The sequence below is a fragment of the Segatella maculosa OT 289 genome (assembly GCF_000243015.1).
In the GTDB taxonomy this organism is placed as follows: domain Bacteria; phylum Bacteroidota; class Bacteroidia; order Bacteroidales; family Bacteroidaceae; genus Prevotella; species Prevotella maculosa.
The window spans coordinates 121,672-143,962 of sequence record NZ_JH594505.1 but is presented as its reverse complement, the minus strand read 5'-3'; the positions used below and the strand labels follow the sequence as shown (position 1 = coordinate 143,962).

Sequence of the window (22,291 nt, the reverse complement as noted above, 5' to 3'; positions counted from 1 at the left end):
ATAATTAATAATTAACAATCAATAATCATCATGCTCACGAATCCCGGTTGGTTGCTGTCCAAGACCTGGGCTTGGGGAGCCCGGCTTCCTTTTTCTCTATAATACAAAACAGGTCCGTGAGTACAAGAAGACGGTGGAAGGACGAACGCTTAAGGAATGCTCTGACCTTTACAAATGCCGAACATACGGCAGAATGGAATATCGTCTCCAGAAAGGAGGTGTTCCAGCCGCACCTTCCGGTACGGCTACCTTGTTACGACTTAGCCCCAATCACCGGTTTTGCCTTAGGCCGACCCTCGCGGTAACGGACTTCAGGCACCCCCGGCTTTCATGGCTTGACGGGCGGTGTGTACAAGGCCCGGGAACGTATTCACCGCGCCATGGCTGATGCGCGATTACTAGCGAATCCGGCTTCGCGGGGTCGGGTTGCAGACCCCGGTCCGAACTGGGACCGGCTTTCAGGATTGGACCGCATTTGCATGCGGCCGACTCGCTGTACCGGCCATTGTAACACGTGTGTAGCCCCGGACGTAAGGGCCGTGCTGATTTGACGTCGTCCCCACCTTCCTCACACCTTACGGTGGCAGTCTCCACGGAGTGCCCGGCATTACCCGATGGCAACCGAGAATAGGGGTTGCGCTCGTTATGGCACTTAAGCCGACACCTCACGGCACGAGCTGACGACAACCATGCAGCACCTTCACAGACGCCCCGAAGGGCCTCTTCATCTCTGAATCGTTCGTCTGCAATTCAAGCCCGGGTAAGGTTCCTCGCGTATCATCGAATTAAACCACATGTTCCTCCGCTTGTGCGGGCCCCCGTCAATTCCTTTGAGTTTCACCGTTGCCGGCGTACTCCCCAGGTGGGATGCTTAATGCTTTCGCTTGGTCACCAGACTGATACAGCCTGACAACGGGCATCCATCGTTTACCGTGCGGACTACCAGGGTATCTAATCCTGTTCGATACCCGCACTTTCGAGCTTCAGCGTCAGTCGTGCTCCCGCAAGCTGCCTTCGCAATCGGGGTTCTTCGTCATATCTAAGCATTTCACCGCTACACGACGAATTCCGCCTGCGTTGTGCACACTCAAGTGGACCAGTTCGCGCTGCAAGTCAGACGTTGAGCGTCTACATTTCACAACACGCTTAATCCACGGCCTACGCTCCCTTTAAACCCAATAAATCCGGATAACGCCCGGACCTTCCGTATTACCGCGGCTGCTGGCACGGAATTAGCCGGTCCTTATTCATGCGGTACCTGCAATGAAGGACACGTCCCTCACTTTATCCCCGCATAAAAGCAGTTTACAACCCATAGGGCCGTCATCCTGCACGCTACTTGGCTGGTTCAGGCTCGCGCCCATTGACCAATATTCCTCACTGCTGCCTCCCGTAGGAGTTTGGACCGTGTCTCAGTTCCAATGTGGGGGACCTTCCTCTCAGAACCCCTACTGATCGTTGCCTTGGTGGGCCGTTACCCCGCCAACAAGCTAATCAGACGCATCCCCATCCCTCACCGATGAAATCTTTCGTCGTCATCAGATGACTTCCGACGACTGCATAAGGTATTAGTCCGACTTTCGACGGGTTATCCCTTGGTCAGAGGCAGGTTGGATACGCGTTACTCACCCGTGCGCCGGTCGACACCTAAGAGAGCAAGCTCTCTCATCGTTTCCCCTCGACTTGCATGTGTTAAGCCTGTAGCTAGCGTTCATCCTGAGCCAGGATCAAACTCTCCATTGTAAAATAGAAATCATAAGGTAAATAGCCAAAGAATAAAAAGCACGAATACTCCTACTCTACCAATCTACCTCAAGTTAATCTGTCCAGAACGAATTCCTTCATTAAGTATCGAAGTCTAAAGCAAAACCTCTCCAAAATAATTGAACGGCTCGTTTCTTCTACCCAAGGTACGCACCCAAAAAGGCACGCACCTCGCTTCTTGTACTACTTCTCTGTTTATCTTAAATCCTATCAAAGAACGATGTTTTTATGATTGGCAAAAAGCCTTAACAAGACTTCCGCCTTGCTCTTGGAATTCTATAATCAACTTTAATAATTACGATTTCTTCCTGAAAGCGTTTGCAAAGGTATATATATTTTTTCAATCTGCAAATATTTTAGAGATTATTTTTCAAAAAAACTCATTTTATATTGCTTCGTAGCCTAAATTACCAAGTTGGAACAATGGTATAGGCACGCAAATCGAAAAGAAAAAACAGGGACTTGTGTAAACCTGTGTAACGATTTACTTGACAGGAAACACTGAAATTACTACTTTTGCATTGTCATGACAAGCAACATTAATTATAAAACCATCAATTTGAAAAGACAATGAAAACAAAAGCAACAATGAAAACCCTATTGACAATGCTCCTGATGACGCTCTGTTTCACAACAGCCGAGGCGGAAACACAGGGAAAAGGCAAGGTGTATGACATCGTAGATGTGATGCCCAGCTTTCCGGGAGGTATGCAAGAGATGATGAATTTCCTTCTCACAAACGTGCAATATCCCAAGAAAGCCGAAAAGAAAGGCATAGAAGGAAGATGCATCGTACGCTTCATCGTCGAGAAAAATGGCAGCATCTCCAACGTCAAAGTCGTGAGATCCGTGCACCCTTTGCTTGATGCCGAGGCCGTGAGAGTGGTGAATAGCATGCCAAAATGGACGCCGGGCAAGAGGGACGGAAAGCCGGTAAGGGTGAAATTCAACATACCCGTGCAGTTCAAACTCAAATAAGAACCATGCGAAAAGCTCTTTTCGGGCTGACAATTGCGCTCTTTTTTGCGGGCTGCTCCACGCGGAGCACCCGCAATCCGCTTCTCACGCGCATCGACAGCCTGCAACGTATCGACCCCGACGCAGCGTTCAACCGACTCTACGAGGGCAAAATAAAACTCGAATCTGCCGAAGACACGGCCTTTTACAACCTACTTTGCTGTGAGACTTACCTACAGAAACCACTCTCTTTCCAAACGAATTCCCTTCCCAACCAACTCATCACGCACTATAAAAACAATGGGACACGCACCCTGCTCTCGCGTGCTTATCTCTGCAAAAGCATCAACCAATACAAGCACGGCAACTATAAAGACGCACTCGCCAATGCCATTGCGGCTCAAGAAACCGCAGACAAGCAAGATGCCTACCCCTATTGCAGGCTCCAACTCACGTTGGGCAGCATCAATCTTGACAACGGTTGCTACCAATTAGCACTGCGGCAATTCCGCGAAGCACGCAAGGCTGCCCTCCGGTTCGACCGCAATCCCACGCTCATCGCACGGTGTTACCTCTTGGAAAGCAAGGCTCATAAGCGGTTAAACCATGCAGACAGCACCGTGAAATGCCTCAAACTCACGCTGCCTTTCATCAATAAAACCGACCCAAGTACCTATGCCGAGATACTGACAAGCCTTGGCGAGTGGTATTTCGACCGCGGAGATTACGCCCAATCCGGCGCTTATCTCGCCCGAGCCTACCCTTTTGACTACACTTACCGCACGGCCATGGCCATCGGAAACCTGTGGCAACACCGCAGAAATACGGCCATGGCAGTGGACTATTGGTACAAGGCAGCCAACTCAAACGAGCATGATATTCGCATTTCCGCCCTCGATTCGCTCCTGAAAATCAAGCCCGACAACACGTTCCTGCTCCAAGAATACCACCGTGCCACAAAGGAATCGCCCAGCATCAACACCGACGAAATAGCCCGACTGCAGTCAGATTTCGAACAAAATGCCCTACAAAAGCGTGCTTATCAACGCATCTCGGTGCTGCTCCTCGTCATCATCCTGCTGATGGTGGCAGCTTTCGTCGGCCGCCGCTACTATATAAATAAGGTGAAAAGGCTCTATCGCAACCTCAACAACGTCAATGCACGCTACGTGCACGACCTTGAAGCCTACCGATGGGCCAAAAATGAAATCAGCCGACTGGAAAAACGCATCGCAGATTATCAAGATGACCGGAAAGCTCCTGAGAAATGGAACATCGAAAACGAGATGCTGGCCACCGATTGCGTCATCACGCTGCACCGTCTCGCCTCGCGTGGCCGCCAAGCACCTGAAAACAGTCGCCAAGAACTCTATCAGCTTGTTGCCAACCACGCCCCTTCACTGATGAAAACACTCCATCAAAGCCACCTGAACGAGAAAGAACGGCTTGTCTGCCTGCTCATTCGCCTGCGATTTATCCCCAGTGAACTGTCTGTTCTGCTTGGAATCAGTCCGCAAAACGTGACCAATATGCGGCAACGTCTCCTGCAAAAGCTCTTCCATGCGCAGGGAGGAGCAAAGGATTTCGATGAACGTATCAGAAGTCTTTAACGACTAAGCCTTCAAGTTTTGATTTCGTTGGAAACTCGTTTCAGTCCAAGTAAAATTAGGCATAACCATATTGCGTTTCAATCTCAGCCATTTCACCGTGCAACCTCAGCCATTTTACACGATGAAATGGGCCACTTTGCACGCCAAAATGACTGATATTGAAATGCAAAGTGTAAGTCGTTGAATTTCAGTTCGAATGCATGTAGGGACGCACGGCTCGTGCGCCCGTTCACGTTTCAGTTGACAGTAGACGAGTAGACAAGTGCACAAGTTAATTGTTGAACGGTATGTAGGGACGCACGGCTCGTGCGTCCGTCCAAACTACCATGTGCTTATATTTCTATTCCAATGGAGCGGACGCACGAGCCGTGCGTCCCTACACTGTCATCATGACTGTATTGTCTCGCAATACGGTTGAAACAAAACGGCAAATAAAAACGAGTCGCCAATGGGGGAACCCCCATTGACGAACCCGTTTCGTTTAATCTATGATAAATCTTTACAATTATTTGTTCACTGCATCAGACAATTCAGCACCTGCCTTGAACTTTGCAACCTTCTTAGCTGCAATCTTAATCTTCTGCTTTGTAGCAGGATTGATACCCTCACGAGCTGGACGTTTGTTCACACTGAATGTGCCGAAGCCTACAAGCTGGATTTTGTCACCTGCAACGAGCGCCTTCTTGATGGCTGTAGTTGTTGCGTCCAATGCCTTTTTTGCGTCTGCCTTGGTCAGATTTGCACCTGCGGCGATCTTCTCGATCAATTCTGTTTTGTTCATAATTCAGTTAAATTAAAATGATTAATTGTTGAAAAATTGTTTATTGATTTGGCAAATATAGGCTATTCCTTTCAGAAAACAAAACAAAAAAGGAAAAAAAGTAAGATAAAAAGCAAAAAACGGCATGAATAAGCCTGTTTTAAGGCGAATTAAACAATATTTTTCGTATTTTTGTGCCCAATAACATCAAACATAGAACGATTAGAAACGATTACGAATGAGACGTATTCCGACAATAACAAAGAACCTGCTCATCATCAACGTGCTTGCATTTTTGATGATGTATGCGTTGAGAACGGTGAGCTTTTCGGGCGCAGGCCCCGTCGACCTGAACGACATCTTCGGGCTGCACTTCTTCATGGCACCCGATTTCCGCCTTTATCAGCTCGTCACCTACATGTTCATGCATGCCAGTTTGGAGCATATTTTCTTCAACATGTTTGCCCTATGGATGTTCGGCATGGTGGTTGAGAACGTATGGGGGCCGAAAAAGTTCCTCTTTTATTACATTGCATGCGGCATCGGGGCCGGTTTGTTCCAAGAAGCGGCCCAGTTTTGCTCGTTCTATCTCACGGTTGCGTCGCAATATCCTTCACTTTCCCTCGCACAACTGCCCGAGGTGGCCCGCCATCTGGGCGATGCCCTGAACAGTTGGACCACGGTGGGGGCTTCGGGAGCCGTCTATGCCATCTTGTTGGCCTTCGGTATGACGTTTCCCAACGAGCGGCTGTTCATCATTCCCATTCCCATACCCATCAAAGCCAAGTGGTTCGTGATGATTTATGCCGGGATTGAGCTCTTCTCGGCCATGTCCACCACCAACGACAACGTGGCCCACTTGGCCCATCTGGGCGGAATGGTCGTCGGTTTCTTCCTGATACGCTATTGGCGAAGCCACCCCGGAGCCGGATACGACCGTTCGGGCGGACAACAGTTCTTCGACAATCTGAAACGACGCTGGGATAACCGGGCACATCGTAACGAATTCGGGCACACCGGGACGCAAAGCAACGGCAACGCCTACAACAATCGGCAGCAAGATTGGGACTATAACCGCCGGGAACGCGAAGATCAGGCCGAAGTAGACCTGATTCTCGACAAAATACGCAAGAGCGGTTACGACAGTCTCACGGCCGAAGAGAAGCGAAAGCTCTTCGACAGCAGCAAACGGCATTGACAAAGAGGCGTATGTTGCGTGGCATCAAGCGGTTTACCTTGCAAATCGTGGCCGGAGCCAATCTGGCCACCATCTTCATGATGACGTTCGTGGGCTTCTCCGACCGCTTCAATCCCGTGAAACATCAGCTGTTGGCCAATGTAGGTTTGTTGTTTCCCGTGTTCCTCGTCCTCAATTTCGGCTTTCTGCTCTTTTGGCTTTGCGTCAAGAAGAAGGGCGCATGGCTCCCCGTCATGGGCTATTTAGTGTGCTATATGCCCGTCAGAGCCTACATTCCTTTCAATGTCCCGCACGATATTCCCAAGGATGCCATCAAAGTGATGTCTTATAATGTGTGGAGCTTTGCCGGTTGGGAGCGACATGCTGACGGTAAGTTCCCGATTCTTGAATATATCAAGGCACAGAAGGCCGATATCCTGTGCTTGCAGGAGGCCATGACCTACGAAATCGGGCAGGCTCGCGTGGATGCTGTGCTTGACAAGCTCTATCCTTACAAAGATACGCTGAAAGTTTCGCCCACAAGCGACTGCATAGCCATCTATAGCAGGTTCCCTATCCTCTCGCATGAGCGTATCATCTACCCCTCACGGGGCAACCTCAGCGGTGCTTTTGAGTTGAAAATCGGGCGCGACACGGTCATTGTGGTCAACAATCACCTCGAAACAACCGGGCTTTCGAGCGAAGACAAACGCGAGTTCAAGCAGATGGTCAAGGGCGATTTGCCCACTCCGGAGGCCAAGCGAATGTCCTACAAGTTGGTGGACAAGCTCGGAGAAGCCTCGGCCAAGCGGGCTGTTCAGGCCGATGCCGTGGCCCGATATGTCAGCAAGCACGAGGGGCGCAGCATCATTCTCTGCGGCGACTTCAACGACAGCCCCATCTCATACGCCCGACGCACCATCGCTAAAGGGCTCACCGACTGCTACATTGCCAGCGGGAATGGCCCCGGAATCAGCTATCATAAGGGCGGAATGTATGTGCGCATCGATCATATCATGTGCTCCGATGACTGGCAACCTTACGCCTGTAAAGTGGACCGCAGCATCAAAGAATCCGACCATTACCCCATTATCTGCTGGCTGAAAAAGCAAGGAAAACAGTAAAAATTGTATATTTCACGCGCATAAATTTCATTTACTGCAAGAAAATTTGTATTTTTGCACGTCTATATACGATAGGTGAAGCTTTCGTATTGCGCAGCGAAAAACAATTATCAATAACAAATAAAAAAATGCAAAACAAAGGAATTGTAATTTGTACAGCCGTCCTTCTGACGCTTGCAAGCATTTTCTATCTTTCATTCTCGTTTGCCACACGCTACTATGACAGCGAGGCTGCAAAGCTCAAAGACCCTATTGCACAGCAGGATTACAAGGATTCTGTGAAGTATCTCGGGATTTATTCTTATCAGAAATGCTTGGAAACCCAGATTGGTCTGGGACTTGACCTCAAAGGCGGCATGAACGTTATCCTCGAAGTGTCTGTTCCCGACGTGCTCGAAACGCTGGCCGACCACAAGACCGACCCTGCTTTCACCAAGTCAATGAAGGAAGCTCGCGCTGAAGAGGAGACGAGTCAGAGTGATTTTATCTCGCTTTTCGTGAAGTACTATCATCAGAATGCACCGGGACACCGCCTCGCCGAGCTCTTTGCCACACAGCAGTTGCAAGGCAAGGTCAATCCTCAAAGTTCTGATTCTGAGGTAGAAAAAGTGCTCCGCGAGGAAGTTCAGGCAGCCATTGACAACTCTTTCAATGTCGTCCGCACCCGTATTGACAAGTTCGGTGTCGTTCAGCCCAACATTCAAAAGCTTGAAGGACAAACCGGCCGCATTATGGTTGAGATGCCAGGTATCAAGGAACCCGAACGCATGCGCAAGCTTTTGCAGGGTAGTGCGAACCTCGAATTCTGGGAAACCTACAACGCCGAGGAGATTATTCCTTATCTGCAGCAACTCGACAGTCGCTTGGCCAACGGCGAAACAACGGAGACTACCGACAGCACGGCTGCCGAAACAAAGGCAAAACCAGCTGAAAAGCCGGCTAAGTTCAAGATAAAGAACGCCGACAAGAACGACGTTGCCAAGACAAGCAACGCACAAATGGAGGCTGCCAAGAAGCAACACCCGCTCTTGGCCATGCTGCAAACCACCGGACAGAACTCTCTTGCCCTCGTTGGTTACGCCAGCGTGCGCGACACGGCAGCCATCAGCAAACTCATCTACGGGCCGGTAGCCAAGCAAGTGCTGCCCTCCGACGTGAAACTGCTGTGGAGTGCCACGCCCGAAGACGGCATTCAGGCCAAGAACATCTTTGGACTTTATGCCATCAAGGTCACATCTAACAACGGACAGGCACCGCTGCAGGGCGACGTTGTGACCGATGCCAAGGACGAATTCAACCACGTGACGGGGCAACCCGAGGTCAACATGACCATGAACACCGAGGGAGCACGCCGCTGGGCAGCCCTCACGAAGGCCAATATCGGCAAAGCCATCGCCATTGTTCTTGACAATGCGGTCTATTCCGCACCGCGTGTGAACGGCGAAATCGATGGCGGTTCAAGCTCCATCTCGGGAAACTTCACCGTTGAAATGACCAAAGACCTTGCCAACACGCTGAAGTCGGGCCGCATGCCTGCGCCTGCCCGCATCGTTCAGGAAGAGGTTGTAGGCCCCACGCTCGGTGCCGCTTCCATTCAGCAAGGCATCATTTCGTTCGCCATTGCGTTCGTGCTGCTGATTATCTACATGGTGTTGATGTACAACTTCATACCGGGAATGATTGCCAATGCGGCACTTATCATCAACGTCTTCTTCACATTGGGCATTCTAACCTCGTTCCAAGCCGCGCTCACCATGTCGGGTATCGCGGGTATGGTGCTGTCGTTGGGTACGGCGGTCGATGCCAACGTGCTCATTTATGAGCGCATCAAGGAGGAACTCCGAGCGGGAAAAGGCATGAAACAGGCCGTCGCCGCGGGCTACGGCAACGCTTTCTCGGCCATATTCGACTCCAACCTGACCTCACTCATCACGGGTGTCATTCTCTATGTCTTCGGAACGGGACCCATTCAAGGCTTCGCTACCACGTGGATCATCGGTATCGTATGCTCGTTCTTCAGTGCCGTGTTCCTCACCCGCTTGGTTTATGAACACCAACTCAACAAAGACCGTTGGCAGAACCTGAAGTACTGGACCGGCATCAGCAAGAACCTCATGCAGGATAAGAACTACAAGTTCATGTCAATGTACAAGAGCACGTTCGGCATTGTCATCATTCTTTCCGCCGTATTCATCGGAAGTTTCTTCGTACGCGGACTGGCACAGAGCATCGACTTCACGGGAGGCCGCAACTACGTCGTGCAGTTCGAGAAGTCAACCCAGCCCGAACAGGTGCGCGAAGTGCTCAGGACAATCTTCCCGAACGCCACGACGAGCGCGCTCTCGCTGGGTACCGACAACAAGACCATACGCATTTCGACCAACTACAAGATTGAGTCGAACAACCCGGCCGTAGACAACGAAGCCGAGAACATGCTCTATCAAGGCTTGAAGAAAGCCGGACTCGTCAGCCAGAAGAACCTCGAAACGTTCAAGAACCCCGACCTTCGCGCCGGCGGCTCCATCATCAGCAGTTCGAAGGTAGGCCCCTCGGTGGCCAAAGACGTCACCTACGGCGCCATCATCAGCGTCATCATTGCGCTGGCAGCCATCTTCCTCTACATCTTGGTGCGCTTCCGCAACGTAGCCTTCTCGCTCGGCTCAACGATAGCCCTCGCTTTCGACGCGCTGACGGTCATCGGACTGTTCTCGCTCCTGCAAGGCATGCTGCCGTTCTCGCTTGAAATCGACCAAACCTTCATCGGAGCCGTACTCACGGTCATCGGTTACTCCATCAACGACAAGGTGGTGGTCTTCGACCGTATCCGCGAGAACTTCAAACTCCACCCGAAACAGGACATTCAGACGCTCTTCAACGACTCCATCAACCAGACCTTGGCCCGCACCATCAACACTTCGTTCTCGACGCTGATTGTGTTGCTCGTCATTCTCTTCTTGGGCGGCAAGAGCATCCAGCCGTTTGCCTTCGCCATGACAATGGGCGTAGTCTTCGGAACACTCTCCTCCATCTTCATCGCCTCGCCCATCGCCTACCTCTTCATGGGCCGCAGCATCGAAGACCGCCGCTTGAACGAGGCAGCATTGGAGACCGCCGAAGCAAAATAAATCTCAAAGCTATATAATAGCATAAGATTAGTGAAGCGAAATAAATCTCAAAGGTATATTATATAATAAGGTGTAAGCCCCACGCCGGGCTTTACACACAACTGAAAAGGCAGGCCGGGGAACATTCCCCGGCCGCTTTTTTGCATGTAGGTATTCGAACGCGGCGCCACAATCAATACCGAGCGCCAACTTCTCCCCGCTTTTTGCATGTAGGGACGCGCGGTCGGTGCGTCCGCTCAACACGGTCGACGCGTAAAGGTTGCCGAATAAACAGGCAATCCGAGCGGACACGTGCACCATTCACCCCTGCTCCGAGTAGATTTCAAGCCGCATCGTCCCACAACTACGCGTGAATGCACGCACTGTTCGCCTTTCCGAACGGACCGTTTCCCCCACTCTTTGGAAATATTAAGGCAGAACAAAAAGAAGATTAAAGGCGAATCATTTTGTTTCTTACGTAACTTTAATTATCTTTGCAATAGAGAAAATAATTTATCTCCGTGGAGAAAAATATTTTTCTCCATAGAGAAAAGTTCTTATCTCCATACAGATAAATATTTTTCTCCACGGAGATAATTCAACGGAGATAGAAGGAAAAGGATAGGAGACCCTAAGAGAAATGTCTTTCCTCCCTAAAGGAATAATCATAAACAAGCTTTCATCAAACAGAAGACTATGGCAGTACCTTACAAACTATTGAAGACAAACGGGCGGATTACGCACAGCAGGGCATTCCGGGCCGTGATTAAAGAGCATGAAACGGTGGGGCTCAAACGGATAGCCCGACTAATTGAAAAGGCAACGGCAATGACCGTGGCCGACATCGTGGGCACGCTCGATGCCTTGACGTATGAGCTGGCCGAGCAGCTGATGCAGGGCAACCGCGTGTATCTGCCCGGACTGGGCTACTTCTCGCTGGCGGTGAAGGGCGAACTCTACGAAAATCCGAAGACGCACAAGTTCAGATTGCGCAACCCTTACGTGCGGACGGTGAACTTCAGGCCTGAGAAAGGGCTGATGAGAACGCTGCGGGAGACAAGCTTTGAGAACGTGACTTATCGGACGAAACCGCACGCCTTGCCCACGGAAGCAGAGGTAGAGGCCGCGCTCAAAAGGCTTTTTGCCGAGTCGGTCTGTATCTTTGTGGGCGACCTTCGGGCCGAGTTACACCTCTCGTCGACTGTGGCTTATCGGCTTGCACGCCGGCTTGAGGCCGAAGGAAGGCTACGGAACGTCGGTTCGCCTTATCGAAAAGTGTTCGTGGACGGGAAGGTTTAGGCTTCCGTGCGCTGCGCAAGGCGGAAAAAAGCTGCCCATCAACCGGACGAGCGTCGGGAGATGGGCAGTTTGTGTTTGGCGGAATGCTGTCGGAGGGCGGTTTCAGAACCTGTAGACGGCAAAGGTTTTTGCCGGTATCGTGGTCTGGAGTACGTTGCCGGAGGCCTCGATGTCGGTGGTTTGCGGCACGATGCGGGTTTTGTTGTCGAGCGTGTTCGTTGCGCGGGGGTCGCTGCTGTGGAGCGTGGTGAGACGGCCTTTGCCGAGACGTTTCAGGTTCGTAAAGGTGATGTCGACGCGCTGTTCCTTTTCGCCTGCATTGACGATCTTCACGATGTAGCCTTTCGTTGTCTTGTCGTATGCGGCCGAGGCGTAGAGCTTTTCATGGCCTTCGACGGGCTTTCCTCCTTCGGTGAGGTTCAGAATGTGCGTGCCTCGGTTCGTGGCATAGAGCATCTGGACGTACCAATTGACCGTGCGGACGCTCTCGAGGTTGTTGAACCAGATGAGGTCGGGGCGCCATTGCCAGCCGTCGACGTGGGCGAAGAGGGGCGCATAGGTGGCCTGATGGACTATATCGGCGTTTCGTTCGAGGCCGGTCATGAATGCTGCTTCGGCAAGTGCGGCCTCGAAGTTGTTCATGGCCACAGTGGGTTGGTTGCCGAGCCGGGGAACGTGGGCGGCATATTCGCCTGCGAAGACCTTTGGACCCTTGCGGTCGTAGGCGTCGTAACGGGAGGCGTTGTTCAAGAACCATTCAGGCGGCATGTAATAGTGCTCGTCTACGAGGTCGACGTTGAGCCTGCGCATCTGTTCCCAGCCATAGTCGAAGTCTTTTCCGCTTGCCGAAGGACCCGACGAGCCGCATATCTTGATGTCGGGATACTTTGCGCGGAGCTGTTTCACAAAGCGTTCGAGCCGTTCGGGGTAAAGTGGTCCCCATTGCTCGTTGCCTATACCGATTTGTTTGAGGTTGAAGGGAGCGGGATGCCCCATTTCGGCGCGAAGACTGCCCCATTTGCTTGTGACGGGACCGTTGGCAAAGTCGATGAGGTCGAGTGCGTCGTCGATGTAAGGCTGCAGGTCGTCCACGGCAACATGGGCGTTCTTATCGTTATCGGCGTTCTGAAACTGGCAGGCAAGGCCGCAACTTAAGACCGGAAGCGGCTCGGCTCCGATTCTTTCGGCAAGGAGGAAGAACTCGTAGAAGCCTAAACCGAGCGTCTGATAGTAGTTGGGGAACAGGCGATGGGGGAAGGTATAATTCCAACGGTTCTCGTTCAAGGGGCGGTTTTCTACGGGTCCGACGGTGTTCTTCCATTGATAGCGCGTGGCGAGATCGGTGCCTTCGACGATGCAACCGCCCGGGAAACGGAAGATGCCGGGGTGAAGGTCGGCCAAGTCTTTCACAAGGTCGGCGCGCATGCCGTGCCAATTGTCTTCGGGTATCAGGCTCACGTGGTCGATATCGACCGACTCTCCTGGCATGAGAAAGATACGCAACAAACCTTTCTCAACGGTTTTCTTGGATATGAGCGTTGCCGTGTGCTTCTGCCATTTGTTGTTTGTCACGGTGATGGTGTCGCGGCAGATGGGTCGGTTGCCTTCGTCGACAAGTTCTATGCGGAACTTTGCCTCTTTACCTTGCAAGGTGTGCAAACGAGCGTAGACCGTGAAGTCGTAACACATATCTTTTTTGAGTCCCATACCGAAGAAACCTCGGTTCTCGAGTCCCGTTTGTTTCTCGCGGTGTCCTGAAGGAGCAAGCGTGACGTAATGGGGGTTGCGGTCGAAAGCGGGTTTCAAGTCGCTCACGGTGACGTCGCCGAAAGTGTTCCAACCCATCAATCGGTCGGGGAACTCAAACGAACGGTTCTCCACCATCTCGGCATAAAGGCCGCCGTCTGCCCCGAAGTTGATGTCTTCGAAGAAGATACCGTACATCGAGGGCTGTATCATCGGTCCGGGTTTCGTGTTGATGGTAAACTGATGTTGCGCGTTGACGCCTACTGCGGCCAGTGCCGTCAATAGCAAAGTTGTCAAGATTTTCTTTGTCTTCATTTGAGGTTGTTGTTAAGGAAACGGTGTTATGCTTGCAAAAATAAGGAAATCCACCCCCAAGGAGGTGGATTTTATGAGTTAAAAGGTGGATATTCGGAGTTATTCCACACGGGGACGCAGCAAGAACTCAAAGCTGCGGTCTTTATAAGAAAGGCGGTAGGGCCTCAAAGGCCACGAACCCCAGCTGTCGGTTCCGCCCAATCCGCACTGCTCTTTGTCTATGCAAAGGTTGGTAAAAGGCGACTTAGGCACTTGATAGCTGTGGCGTTGGTGCTTCTTCTGTCCTTCGTCGAGGTCGGCAATGGCGTAGTGGAGAGCAGACATGGAGAGGTCGCCCGACAGGCCATGGATTTCAATTCCCGTGCCCGAGGCATTGGTTTGCTGCCACCACTTGATGTCTTGTTTCGTGCCAGTCTCTTGTGGACGGATGTAAGGGAAGAACTGTTGATCGACTGTTTGCTTATAGATGCCGATGCGTGCAAATGCCTTGCGGTCGCTGTAGTTCTCTATCGGGCCACGGCCGAAATAGCGACTCTGCTCCATGTCATAGGGAAGCTGCATCACCATTCCGAAACGCAACATGTCGCTGATGTTGGCCTCTTTGTCGGTCGTCATCTGCATCTTGACATTTAGTTTGCCTTTCTCGAAGACGGTATAGGTCAGCTTTAACTGCGCTTTAACTGCTGGCATGTCATAGCATGCAATGACAGTTGGATGCGCTTTCATTGTTCCATTAGCTACCGTTTGGGTGGTTAACGAAATCAATTTCATTTCAGGATTGCGCCAAACACCAAGCTTATGCTGGAAATCAGCACCCATATCGTTGTCTGTTAAAGCACGCCAGAAGTTAGCTTTCAACGTGCCGCCATTGCCTAACATGTTGGTTCCGCCAACCTCATACTGGGTCAACCAGCCTGTTGTTCGGTCGAAACCAAGGGTGAAGTTGTTGCCTGCAACACGGATAACCGGTTCATTCTTCTTGTCGATGAACTTCACTTTCACGGGTGAAGGCTCGTACATGGCATGTGCAACAGGTGCGTCTGACTTGAATTGCTGATGTGCAACAGACTGTCCTTTAGCCATGAGTGGCTCGGCTTCTTTCAGCAGATAATCCACATTTAAGTACATGAATCGGCTGGACTTTTCATCTAATGCCAACTGAATTTCAGCCGTCTGCTGTGGCTGAACATTCAGATTGTCGATGTTTCCTGATGCAAGTTCATAGCCGTATTCATCCAAGGCTGTCCACTTCAAGCGGTAGTTGGAGAGGTCACGGAAGGAGTATTCGTTCTTAATCCGTATCTTTCCAGCCAGCAAGTCTACAGGCTCTGTCCATATATTCTGATACTGATAAGCCACTTCATAGGCGTGAGGATTGAGCTGACGGTCGGGACCTATGATGCCGTTGCAGTTGAAGTTGTTGTCTGATGGGTCGTAGTTATTGTAGTCACCACCGTAACAATACTCCTCTTGATTGCCTGTTCCGAGCTCCAACGAAGCTGCTTTTGCCTCATAATCTGCCAGCGTTCGGCCCGCTTTATAGTCGGGTTTGCGGTGCAATCCTTGGTCAACAAAGTCCCAATCGAAGCCTCCTTGGAACTTCGGATAGCGTCGAACAAGCTGCCAATATTCCGCAAGATTGCCCCCGGAATTACCCATTGTGTGATTGTATTCGCATTGGATAAGCGGCATGGTTTTCGTCGTATCGCGACAGTATTTCTCGCAATCGGCGACAGAATAGTACATCGGACAGAAGATATCCGAAGCCTTTTCGCCACCCCAAATGGCCCGTTCATATTGCACAGGACGCGACGGATCTTGTTGCTTTACCCATGCGTAGGCCTTCACAAAGTGGTCGCAATGCTTACTTTCATTGCCCAAACTCCACACGATGATGCTGGGATGATTGAAGTGCATCGACACGTTATGCTGGTTACGCTCCATGACGGGCGTGGCAAACATCGGGTCGGTCATCTTCGAATCCTTGCCATAGCCAAAGCCATGACTCTCTTGATTAGACTCTGAAACCACGTAAAGTCCATACTCATCACACAGGTCATACCAGCGTGGATCATCGGGATAGTGACACGTTCTGACGGCATTGATGTTCAGACGTTTCATGATCTTGATGTCTTGTATCATGCGTTCAGTGCTCACAACGTAGCCTCCATCGGGGTCCATCTCGTGGCGGTCGGCTCCTTTGACGAGTATCGGCTGACCGTTAACCAGCAGCTGTGAATTCTTGATTTCAACCTTGCGGAAGCCCACTTTCTGTGTGATAACCTCCTTTACCTGGCGCTTTTGGTTTTTCACCGTAGCCACCAGCGTATATAAATAAGGTGTCTCTGCCGTCCATTTCTTCACGTTTCGTACCACAAAATGCACGTTACCTCTTTGTCGTCCCTTGAAGTTTGACTCGGTTTTCACCACTGCCATGCCATTTGCATTCAGCAGTTCAAAGTCGATAATCGGGTTACCTTTCGCTGTAACGGCAATCATTGCGTCGCCATCTGTGTATTGGTTTGTGAGGTCAGGTGTAATGCGTAAGTCATCAATATGCACGTTATTGTCGCGTGAATAAAGGTAGCATTCGCGTGCAACTCCGCTCAAACGCCAGAAGTCTTGGTCCTCACTATAAGAGCCATCGCACCAACGGAACGTTTGAAAAGCAATGAGGTTATCGCCCGGTTTCAAGTATTTCGTGATGTCAAACTCGGCAGCTACCTTGCTGTCTTCAGTGTAACCAACATATCGTCCGTTGACCCAGAGATACATGTTCGACGTAACCGAACCGAAATGTGCTATAATCTGCCGACCGTTCCATGTATTCGGGAGCGTAATCACGCGGCGATAGCTCCCCACATGGTTGTCTTTCACGGGAACTTCGGGGGGATTGTCCTTGAAATGGCCGCGCCAAGCGAAGCCTATATTCAGATAGACCGGGTCACCATAGCCGTTGAGTTCCCAACAAGCCGGAACGGCCATCCGTCCCCACGAAGCATCGTCGAACGCAGGCCGAAAAAAGTCGGTAGGTCGCTCATCGGCGTTGGCCACCCAGCGGAACTTCCAGTCTCCTTCGAGCGAAAGATAGTTGTCAGAAACGGTTTTGTCGCCCTTCAACGCCTTGTCTTTGGTTTCGAAAGCAAAGAAGCTCGTGTGCAACGGAAAGCGGTTCACCTCGTTAACGGCGCAGTCGTGCCACTCGGTGAACGTAGGTTGCTGCTGGGCCCGGCTGCATAAGGAGCCTACCAAAGCAAGCATTACCATCAAAAAATTCTTATTCATGTATCGATTGTTTGAAGTTTCTATAGGTATCTCAGCTGTGTGGCAAAGATAAACAAAAAAAACTTCACCTGCAAATAAACGCATGCAAAACAGGATAAACGGTCATATCGGTTTTTCATACCAGCCATATTGCGCGGTAAAATGGGCCATATTGCACGGCGAAATGGGTGAGATTACCATGCAAAATGGGTGAGATTGAAACGCAAAGCGTAAGTCGTTGGTTATCAATGCGGCTGAAATGACGAGCCGCTCGAGCGCATGTAGGGACGCACGGCTCGTGCGTCCGCTCCAACAAACACGTGTGTTTGCTCCTGCAACCGCGTATATGGACTCTCTTTTTCATGTGATCGGACGCACGAACCGTGCGTCCCTACATACCTATCATGGCCCAATCGATACGTGAAATGGCTGAAATGACGAGCCGCTCAAGCGCATGTAGGGACGCACGGCTCGTGCGTCCGCCCCAATAAACACGTGCGTTTGCTCCTGCAACCGTGTATATGGACTCTTTTTTCCATGTGAGCGGACACCCGAATGCCATGCACTTATCTTAAAAAATGCTGCTTGGCGAACTCCATATCCTGCACCACTTCGACCGTTCCCACGTAGTTTCCGGCCTTATCGCGCACAGCCATATAGTTAACGAGCATCGTTCGACCCAGCTTCTCCATCCACATCTGCACCTGATCGCGCTTACCCGACCGCAAATCGTCAATGATGCTGCGCACCATAGGCTCTATCTTTGGCGGATGACAACTAAAGACTTCGCGATCAATAGCCATCGAAGGACGTTTCAAAACCTTGGGACCTTCGTTGAAATAACGGTTGATGTTGTCGGCATCAACAAAGGTTATTTCGAGCGGAATCGTGTTGAGCATGGCCGTCAATTGGGCCAAAGTGAGGTGTCCACCCGGCATAACTATCTCGCCTTCTCGGCCATTTGGCGTCTCATTACGCTCGGCTTCGGCCCACACGAGCGGCTCCACACCGAGGCAAACCGCATAGTCCTTGCCGTCGCGATAGATATGTTGCCACTCCGCCTGCGTGAAGTTAGCCGCACAAATGGGCAACAGAATGTTGTTCTCCTTGTAAATCATCTCCTTTGCACGGGTCAGAACAGCCTGCAATCTGCCCCACCATAACTCGTCATGCACTGACTTTCGTGCAAGAATTCCCATCTCGTTGCGTATCTCATCATCGATGGTCCACATCACTTGTGAGGGGCCGCTGATGTCATATTTCACCTTTAGATGCGGATAAAGCAGGTCACCTTTCTTGGCATAATGAATGGCTATCTCGCGCAATCGCGGCAACAATGCGGCCACTTGCTCACGGTCTTCGAGACCGAATGCCTCGTTGAGCAACGCTTCCATAGCGGCGTTCTCGCGCATGAGGGTCTGAATGGGATGCCCATCAATGCGTGACAGGTCGGCCGCCCGCCCACTGTTGGCCTCAGCCATGGCGTGGATAGCGTCGTGATTGTGCGCATGTCCGGCTCCACTATGGCTCCCGGAAGTTTGTTCCTCGCCTGTTGCACCATGGAAAAGAGCCGAATGAACGTCGCAAAGTCGCTGCACCTCTTCCAAAGGAACACCTTCTGCCATCAGTTCCTGCTCGGCCTGCATAATCTCAGAAGCCTCAACCTGACTGAAGTTCTCGGCAAATTCCTTGCGCACCTGCTCCAAGTCTTCGCCCTCGCCAAGCCGTTTTAAATAGCTTTTCAGGCGGTTTGTGCGGTCGGCATGGGTCTCTTCGGGGGCCGATACGGGCGATGCAGATTGCGGAGCCTCGCCTTCCAACTCGAAACCATGGGCCATCAAGGTCGTCACAATGGTTGTCATATCGATGCCACGCATGGCAGCTCCCTTGGAAATCGTGACCAGTTTGCCTACCGAGTTGAGCAAGAACTTCTTCGTGATGTCGCTGAATCCGAGGCCCACCATGATGTCGATGAGTTCCGGATATTGCTTCGTGAGGTCGTAGACCGACCTACTTAAATCGAGTTTCTTTCCCATATGGTCTTCCTTCGCAGCTTTAATGATTGCACATGCGCCCCAAATTCACCGTGAAACCTCCGTCAGGCGTGGACATGAACTTATCGCGATCGGCCAAGAAATTAACGAGTTCGGTAGCGTCAAGGTCCTCTGCAGAGCACGTGCAGAAGCGTTCTTCGGCCCCGAATTTGGCAATAATTGCATCAACAAGCTCCTGTTTTGAAGCGTAACTGTGTCCCTCCATCATGTGGAGAACTTCGTGTCCGTGTGTCATAATCTGTTTCTTTTAGATGTTATTATCGGGTGCAAAGATAGGAAAACGGCTCCCTATGAAGGGTAACATATGTGACGAAAGGGCGGGTTTTATTGTATTTTAACAGAAGAAAAGACCGACATGGCTCTTCAGTAATAGTGACATGACCCCGCATTTCACCACCGCTGGACAGCCTGTTAACGCGCGTTAAATCTACTTATAAACTTAGAAAGCATGGTGGAAGATAGCATCTTTTTGCCTAATTTTACCGCGAATATATCGATTGCAATGTGATTTAGGCTATCGATATCAGGCATAAGGACAGAGATGAAAGCAAGACAAACGATAAAATGTATCTATGCTTGGACACTGATTGCAGTGTTCACGTCGGTGCTTGCACTCAAAGCTGTCCATTTCCATGACACAAGTTACCACGGACAAGCAAAGGTTTCGGCCAGTCATCAGGCTTCCGTCGGGCAGCTTTGCAGCGTCTGTGAATTCACGATGCACGAAGCCGCAGCGGTCAAGTCCACCGTTTTTGTACCCATTACCGTGGTGAAATGGATCGTTCGTCCTACCAAATCCGAACAAATCGTTTATCAGACTGTTGCGTCCGTCAACAGCCATTCTCCCCCTACGGTGGGCTGATTCCCTTTTTATATAATAAGGTATAGGTGTGCACAGACGCAAGTGTGCGCAGTCATGCCGTAGCTTATAGGTGCCTTTTTCTGCCGTTTTGTGGGTAGAAAACGCGCAACAGAATTTCAAATTTACAAGATATGATGCTCAATTTTAAGTCAGGCATCCGTCGGCTGATACCCGTTTTCGGCGTATATATGGCCGGTTGTATGCCTATAGGGGCACAAGATGTGAGCCCCAAAAAGCCCGTTCACGACTCCATTTGCCTGCATGAAGTCGTGGTAACCGCCCGACGTTCGGTGTTGGGAGCCAACCATGTGGGCAGTCAAATCGGCCAAACGGCCATCACGGGGGCCATGGGTCGTTCGCTTGGGTCACTGCTCGAAGGAGTCAGCGGCATGAGTTCTATCCAGACAGGTACGATAGTTTCGAAGCCCGTTATCCACGGAATGTATGGCAACCGCATTCTTATGGTGAGCAATGGGGCGCGACTTACGGGGCAACAATGGGGGGCCGACCATGCTCCAGAGGTTGATAAGAACAGCTATAGCGATATAGAAGTAGTGAAAGGAGCAGAGGCCGTGAAGTATGGATCAGAGGCCCTTGGCGGTATTATCCTCATGCAACAGTCGCCTTTGCCCTATGATAGCGGTCTACATGGCATGCTTTCAGCTCTCTATGGCACGAATGGAAGGCGTTTAGGTACGTCGGGTTACATTGAAAGTTCATTCAAATGGCATGGCAATTGGGCGTGGCGTTTGCATGCAAACACAGAGAACGGAGGTGACAGAAGCACTGCCCATTACCTGCTGAACAACACAAGTTTGCGCGAGAACGACCTCTCTTTGACGCTTGGTTACAGGCATCAGGCGTGGCGTTTTGAGACCGGTTACAGTTTGTTTGCACAGAAACTGGGCGTCATGCAGAGTGCGCAGATGGGCAATGAGCAGCTGCTTAAGGAGCGCATCAGGCTCGGTCGACCCGTCTATTTTACCCCCTTCAGCCGGCACATCGGCTATCCTTTTCAGCGAATCAGCCATCAGACGGTTTTCTTCAAAGCCTTTTATGACCACCCAAACTTGGGGAATTTCTCTTGGCAATCGACCTTTCAGCAAGACGATCGCCGCGAAAACCGCATTCGACGCATGAATCATTCGGACATTCCGACGGTCAGTCTGCACCTCCGTTCGCTGCAAAATGCACTGACATGGAGCAAGACTTACCGGCGATGGTTGAGTGAAGCAGGTGCTCAACTCCTTGCCACCGACAACCATAATGAACGCGGAACGGGTGTGGTGCCTATCATTCCCAATTACACAGAGGTGGCTTTTGGGCTCTATGCCTTGCAGAAATACACGGCCGACCGCTGGGGATTGGAGGGCGGAATGCGCCTCGATGGCCAGCAAACCAAGGCCGATGGCTATGACTGGACGGGCACACGATATGGCGGAAAGCGCAACTTTACGAACTTCACCTACAGCATCGGGGGTCACTATCACATTGATTCTCACCTCAAACTTACATCACATTTCGGTGCAGCATGGCGTGCTCCGCATGTCTATGAGCTTTATAGTAACGGCAATGAACTAAGCTCTGGCATGTTTGTTAAGGGTGATTCAACGCTCCGATCTGAGCAGAGTTACAAGTGGATTACATCGATAAAGTATGCCGATAGTCGCTGTTCTGTACAGCTTGATGGCTATCTTCAGTGGATAAGGAACTATATTTATGACCAGCCAACGGGCAAGAATATCGTCGTGGTGTCGGGTGCTTATCCCGTGTTTCAGTACAGACAGACGCGCGCTTTCTTCCGAGGTATCGACCTGGATGCCCACATTCGGCCCGTTTCGTCGCTCGACTATCATCTTGTTTCGGCTATGATTTGGGCGCAAGAGCAGTCTACCCATAACTATCTTCCCTACATTCCGAGTTTCCGACTGACCCACTCTTTGGCGTGGTCGCTACCGTTTTGCCGGTCGCTGTCGCCAAGAATCAGCATCAGTCACCGCTATGTGGCCAAGCAGACGCGCTTCAATCCCGCTACGGATTTGGTTGCTTTCACGCCTGATGCCTACCACCTCGTGGGCTTCGAGGCGGGCGTTTCGGTGCCTGTCAGCGAGGGACAATCGTTAAAAGTGAGCCTGATGGGCGACAACATCTTCAACCGCGAATACAAAGAATACACCAACCGCAGCCGCTATTACGCCCATGACATGGGGCGAGATATACGCTGTATCATTACATGGAACTTTTAATTAAAACAT

The 22,291-nt window shown here is 51.0% G+C and carries 14 protein-coding genes and 1 rRNA gene; 8 read left to right on the top strand and 7 right to left on the bottom strand.

The features are described 5' to 3' along the window. Positions 1–211: 211 nt before the first annotated feature. A 16S ribosomal RNA gene (locus HMPREF9944_RS08850) occupies positions 212–1,743 on the bottom strand. Between the two features lie 591 nt (positions 1,744–2,334). Between HMPREF9944_RS08850 and HMPREF9944_RS08845 the strand changes: the two genes are divergently transcribed. Next, positions 2,335–2,742 (top strand): energy transducer TonB, encoded by a 408-nt coding sequence (locus HMPREF9944_RS08845; RefSeq protein WP_044113567.1) that lies wholly within the window; start codon positions 2,335–2,337, stop codon positions 2,740–2,742. A 5-nt stretch (positions 2,743–2,747) separates the two neighbouring features. After that, entirely contained in the window at positions 2,748–4,331 is a 1,584-nt protein-coding gene (locus HMPREF9944_RS08840) for a tetratricopeptide repeat protein (RefSeq protein ID WP_008565849.1), read from the top strand. A 505-nt stretch (positions 4,332–4,836) separates the two neighbouring features. Here the strand turns inward: HMPREF9944_RS08840 and HMPREF9944_RS08835 are convergent. Further along, complete coding sequence (locus HMPREF9944_RS08835; protein ID WP_008565848.1) at positions 4,837–5,112, bottom strand: HU family DNA-binding protein; 276 nt, start codon at positions 5,110–5,112, stop codon at positions 4,837–4,839. A 217-nt stretch (positions 5,113–5,329) separates the two neighbouring features. Between HMPREF9944_RS08835 and HMPREF9944_RS08830 the strand changes: the two genes are divergently transcribed. The 4 genes from HMPREF9944_RS08830 (at position 5,330) to HMPREF9944_RS08815 (ending at position 11,795) form a co-directional block, all read left to right on the top strand. Then, the gene (locus HMPREF9944_RS08830; protein WP_008565846.1) at positions 5,330–6,289 is read left to right on the top strand and encodes a rhomboid family intramembrane serine protease; all 960 of its coding nucleotides are present in this window, start codon (positions 5,330–5,332) and stop codon (positions 6,287–6,289) included. Positions 6,290–6,300: 11 nt separating this feature from the next. Further along, a complete protein-coding gene (locus HMPREF9944_RS08825) occupies positions 6,301–7,392 on the top strand; it encodes an endonuclease/exonuclease/phosphatase family protein (protein WP_008565845.1) in 1,092 nt (363 codons plus the stop codon). Between the two features lie 128 nt (positions 7,393–7,520). After that, positions 7,521–10,517: a protein translocase subunit SecDF gene (gene secDF, locus HMPREF9944_RS08820; RefSeq protein ID WP_008565844.1), complete on the top strand. Its 2,997-nt coding sequence runs from the start codon at positions 7,521–7,523 to the stop codon at positions 10,515–10,517. A 675-nt stretch (positions 10,518–11,192) separates the two neighbouring features. Next, on the top strand, positions 11,193–11,795 hold the full coding sequence (locus HMPREF9944_RS08815) for an HU family DNA-binding protein (RefSeq protein ID WP_008565843.1): 603 nt from the start codon (positions 11,193–11,195) through the stop codon (positions 11,793–11,795). Positions 11,796–11,897: 102 nt separating this feature from the next. Here the strand turns inward: HMPREF9944_RS08815 and HMPREF9944_RS08810 are convergent, their stop codons facing one another. From HMPREF9944_RS08810 to HMPREF9944_RS08795, 5 genes are all read right to left on the bottom strand, one after another. After that, positions 11,898–13,856 (bottom strand): alpha-L-arabinofuranosidase C-terminal domain-containing protein, encoded by a 1,959-nt coding sequence (locus HMPREF9944_RS08810; RefSeq protein WP_008565842.1) that lies wholly within the window; start codon positions 13,854–13,856, stop codon positions 11,898–11,900. A 99-nt stretch (positions 13,857–13,955) separates the two neighbouring features. After that, positions 13,956–17,141 carry a glycoside hydrolase family 2 TIM barrel-domain containing protein gene (locus HMPREF9944_RS08805; protein ID WP_052300158.1) on the bottom strand — a complete coding sequence of 1,062 codons (3,186 nt, stop codon included), beginning with the start codon at positions 17,139–17,141 and terminating at the stop codon, positions 13,956–13,958. Positions 17,142–17,511: 370 nt separating this feature from the next. Then, the gene (locus HMPREF9944_RS12985; protein WP_155814651.1) at positions 17,512–17,682 is read right to left on the bottom strand and encodes a hypothetical protein; all 171 of its coding nucleotides are present in this window, start codon (positions 17,680–17,682) and stop codon (positions 17,512–17,514) included. A 4-nt stretch (positions 17,683–17,686) separates the two neighbouring features. After that, the gene (locus HMPREF9944_RS08800) at positions 17,687–19,156 is read right to left on the bottom strand and encodes a DUF438 domain-containing protein (RefSeq protein ID WP_008565838.1); all 1,470 of its coding nucleotides are present in this window, start codon (positions 19,154–19,156) and stop codon (positions 17,687–17,689) included. Between the two features lie 19 nt (positions 19,157–19,175). Next, the gene (locus tag HMPREF9944_RS08795) at positions 19,176–19,409 is read right to left on the bottom strand and encodes a YecH family metal-binding protein (RefSeq protein ID WP_008565836.1); all 234 of its coding nucleotides are present in this window, start codon (positions 19,407–19,409) and stop codon (positions 19,176–19,178) included. Positions 19,410–19,715: 306 nt separating this feature from the next. Here HMPREF9944_RS08795 and HMPREF9944_RS08790 point away from each other — a divergent pair, with 306 nt between their 5' ends. Both HMPREF9944_RS08790 and HMPREF9944_RS08785 read left to right on the top strand, forming a co-directional pair. Beyond that, the gene (locus tag HMPREF9944_RS08790) at positions 19,716–20,036 is read left to right on the top strand and encodes a hypothetical protein (protein WP_008565835.1); all 321 of its coding nucleotides are present in this window, start codon (positions 19,716–19,718) and stop codon (positions 20,034–20,036) included. Between the two features lie 131 nt (positions 20,037–20,167). After that, entirely contained in the window at positions 20,168–22,282 is a 2,115-nt protein-coding gene (locus HMPREF9944_RS08785) for a TonB-dependent receptor (RefSeq protein ID WP_008565834.1), read from the top strand. The last annotated feature ends 9 nt before the right edge of the window (positions 22,283–22,291 follow it).

Excerpts from the sequence above, each read along its gene's own strand:
- HMPREF9944_RS08830 (WP_008565846.1), top strand. The coding sequence starts at position 5,330 with ATGAGACGTATTCCGACAATAACAAAGAACCTGCTCATCATCAACGTG.
- HMPREF9944_RS08785 (WP_008565834.1), top strand. The coding sequence starts at position 20,168 with ATGATGCTCAATTTTAAGTCAGGCATCCGTCGGCTGATACCCGTTTTC.
- HMPREF9944_RS08810 (WP_008565842.1), bottom strand. The coding sequence starts at position 13,856 with ATGAAGACAAAGAAAATCTTGACAACTTTGCTATTGACGGCACTGGCC.
- secDF (WP_008565844.1), top strand. The coding sequence starts at position 7,521 with ATGCAAAACAAAGGAATTGTAATTTGTACAGCCGTCCTTCTGACGCTT.
- HMPREF9944_RS08795 (WP_008565836.1), bottom strand. The coding sequence starts at position 19,409 with ATGACACACGGACACGAAGTTCTCCACATGATGGAGGGACACAGTTAC.
- HMPREF9944_RS08825 (WP_008565845.1), top strand. The coding sequence starts at position 6,301 with ATGTTGCGTGGCATCAAGCGGTTTACCTTGCAAATCGTGGCCGGAGCC.
- HMPREF9944_RS08840 (WP_008565849.1), top strand. The coding sequence starts at position 2,748 with ATGCGAAAAGCTCTTTTCGGGCTGACAATTGCGCTCTTTTTTGCGGGC.
- HMPREF9944_RS08800 (WP_008565838.1), bottom strand. The coding sequence starts at position 19,156 with ATGGGAAAGAAACTCGATTTAAGTAGGTCGGTCTACGACCTCACGAAG.
- HMPREF9944_RS08845 (WP_044113567.1), top strand. The coding sequence starts at position 2,335 with ATGAAAACAAAAGCAACAATGAAAACCCTATTGACAATGCTCCTGATG.
- HMPREF9944_RS08835 (WP_008565848.1), bottom strand. The coding sequence starts at position 5,112 with ATGAACAAAACAGAATTGATCGAGAAGATCGCCGCAGGTGCAAATCTG.
- HMPREF9944_RS08790 (WP_008565835.1), top strand. The coding sequence starts at position 19,716 with ATGAAAGCAAGACAAACGATAAAATGTATCTATGCTTGGACACTGATT.
- HMPREF9944_RS12985 (WP_155814651.1), bottom strand. The coding sequence starts at position 17,682 with ATGGCATTCGGGTGTCCGCTCACATGGAAAAAAGAGTCCATATACACG.
- HMPREF9944_RS08815 (WP_008565843.1), top strand. The coding sequence starts at position 11,193 with ATGGCAGTACCTTACAAACTATTGAAGACAAACGGGCGGATTACGCAC.
- HMPREF9944_RS08805 (WP_052300158.1), bottom strand. The coding sequence starts at position 17,141 with ATGAATAAGAATTTTTTGATGGTAATGCTTGCTTTGGTAGGCTCCTTA.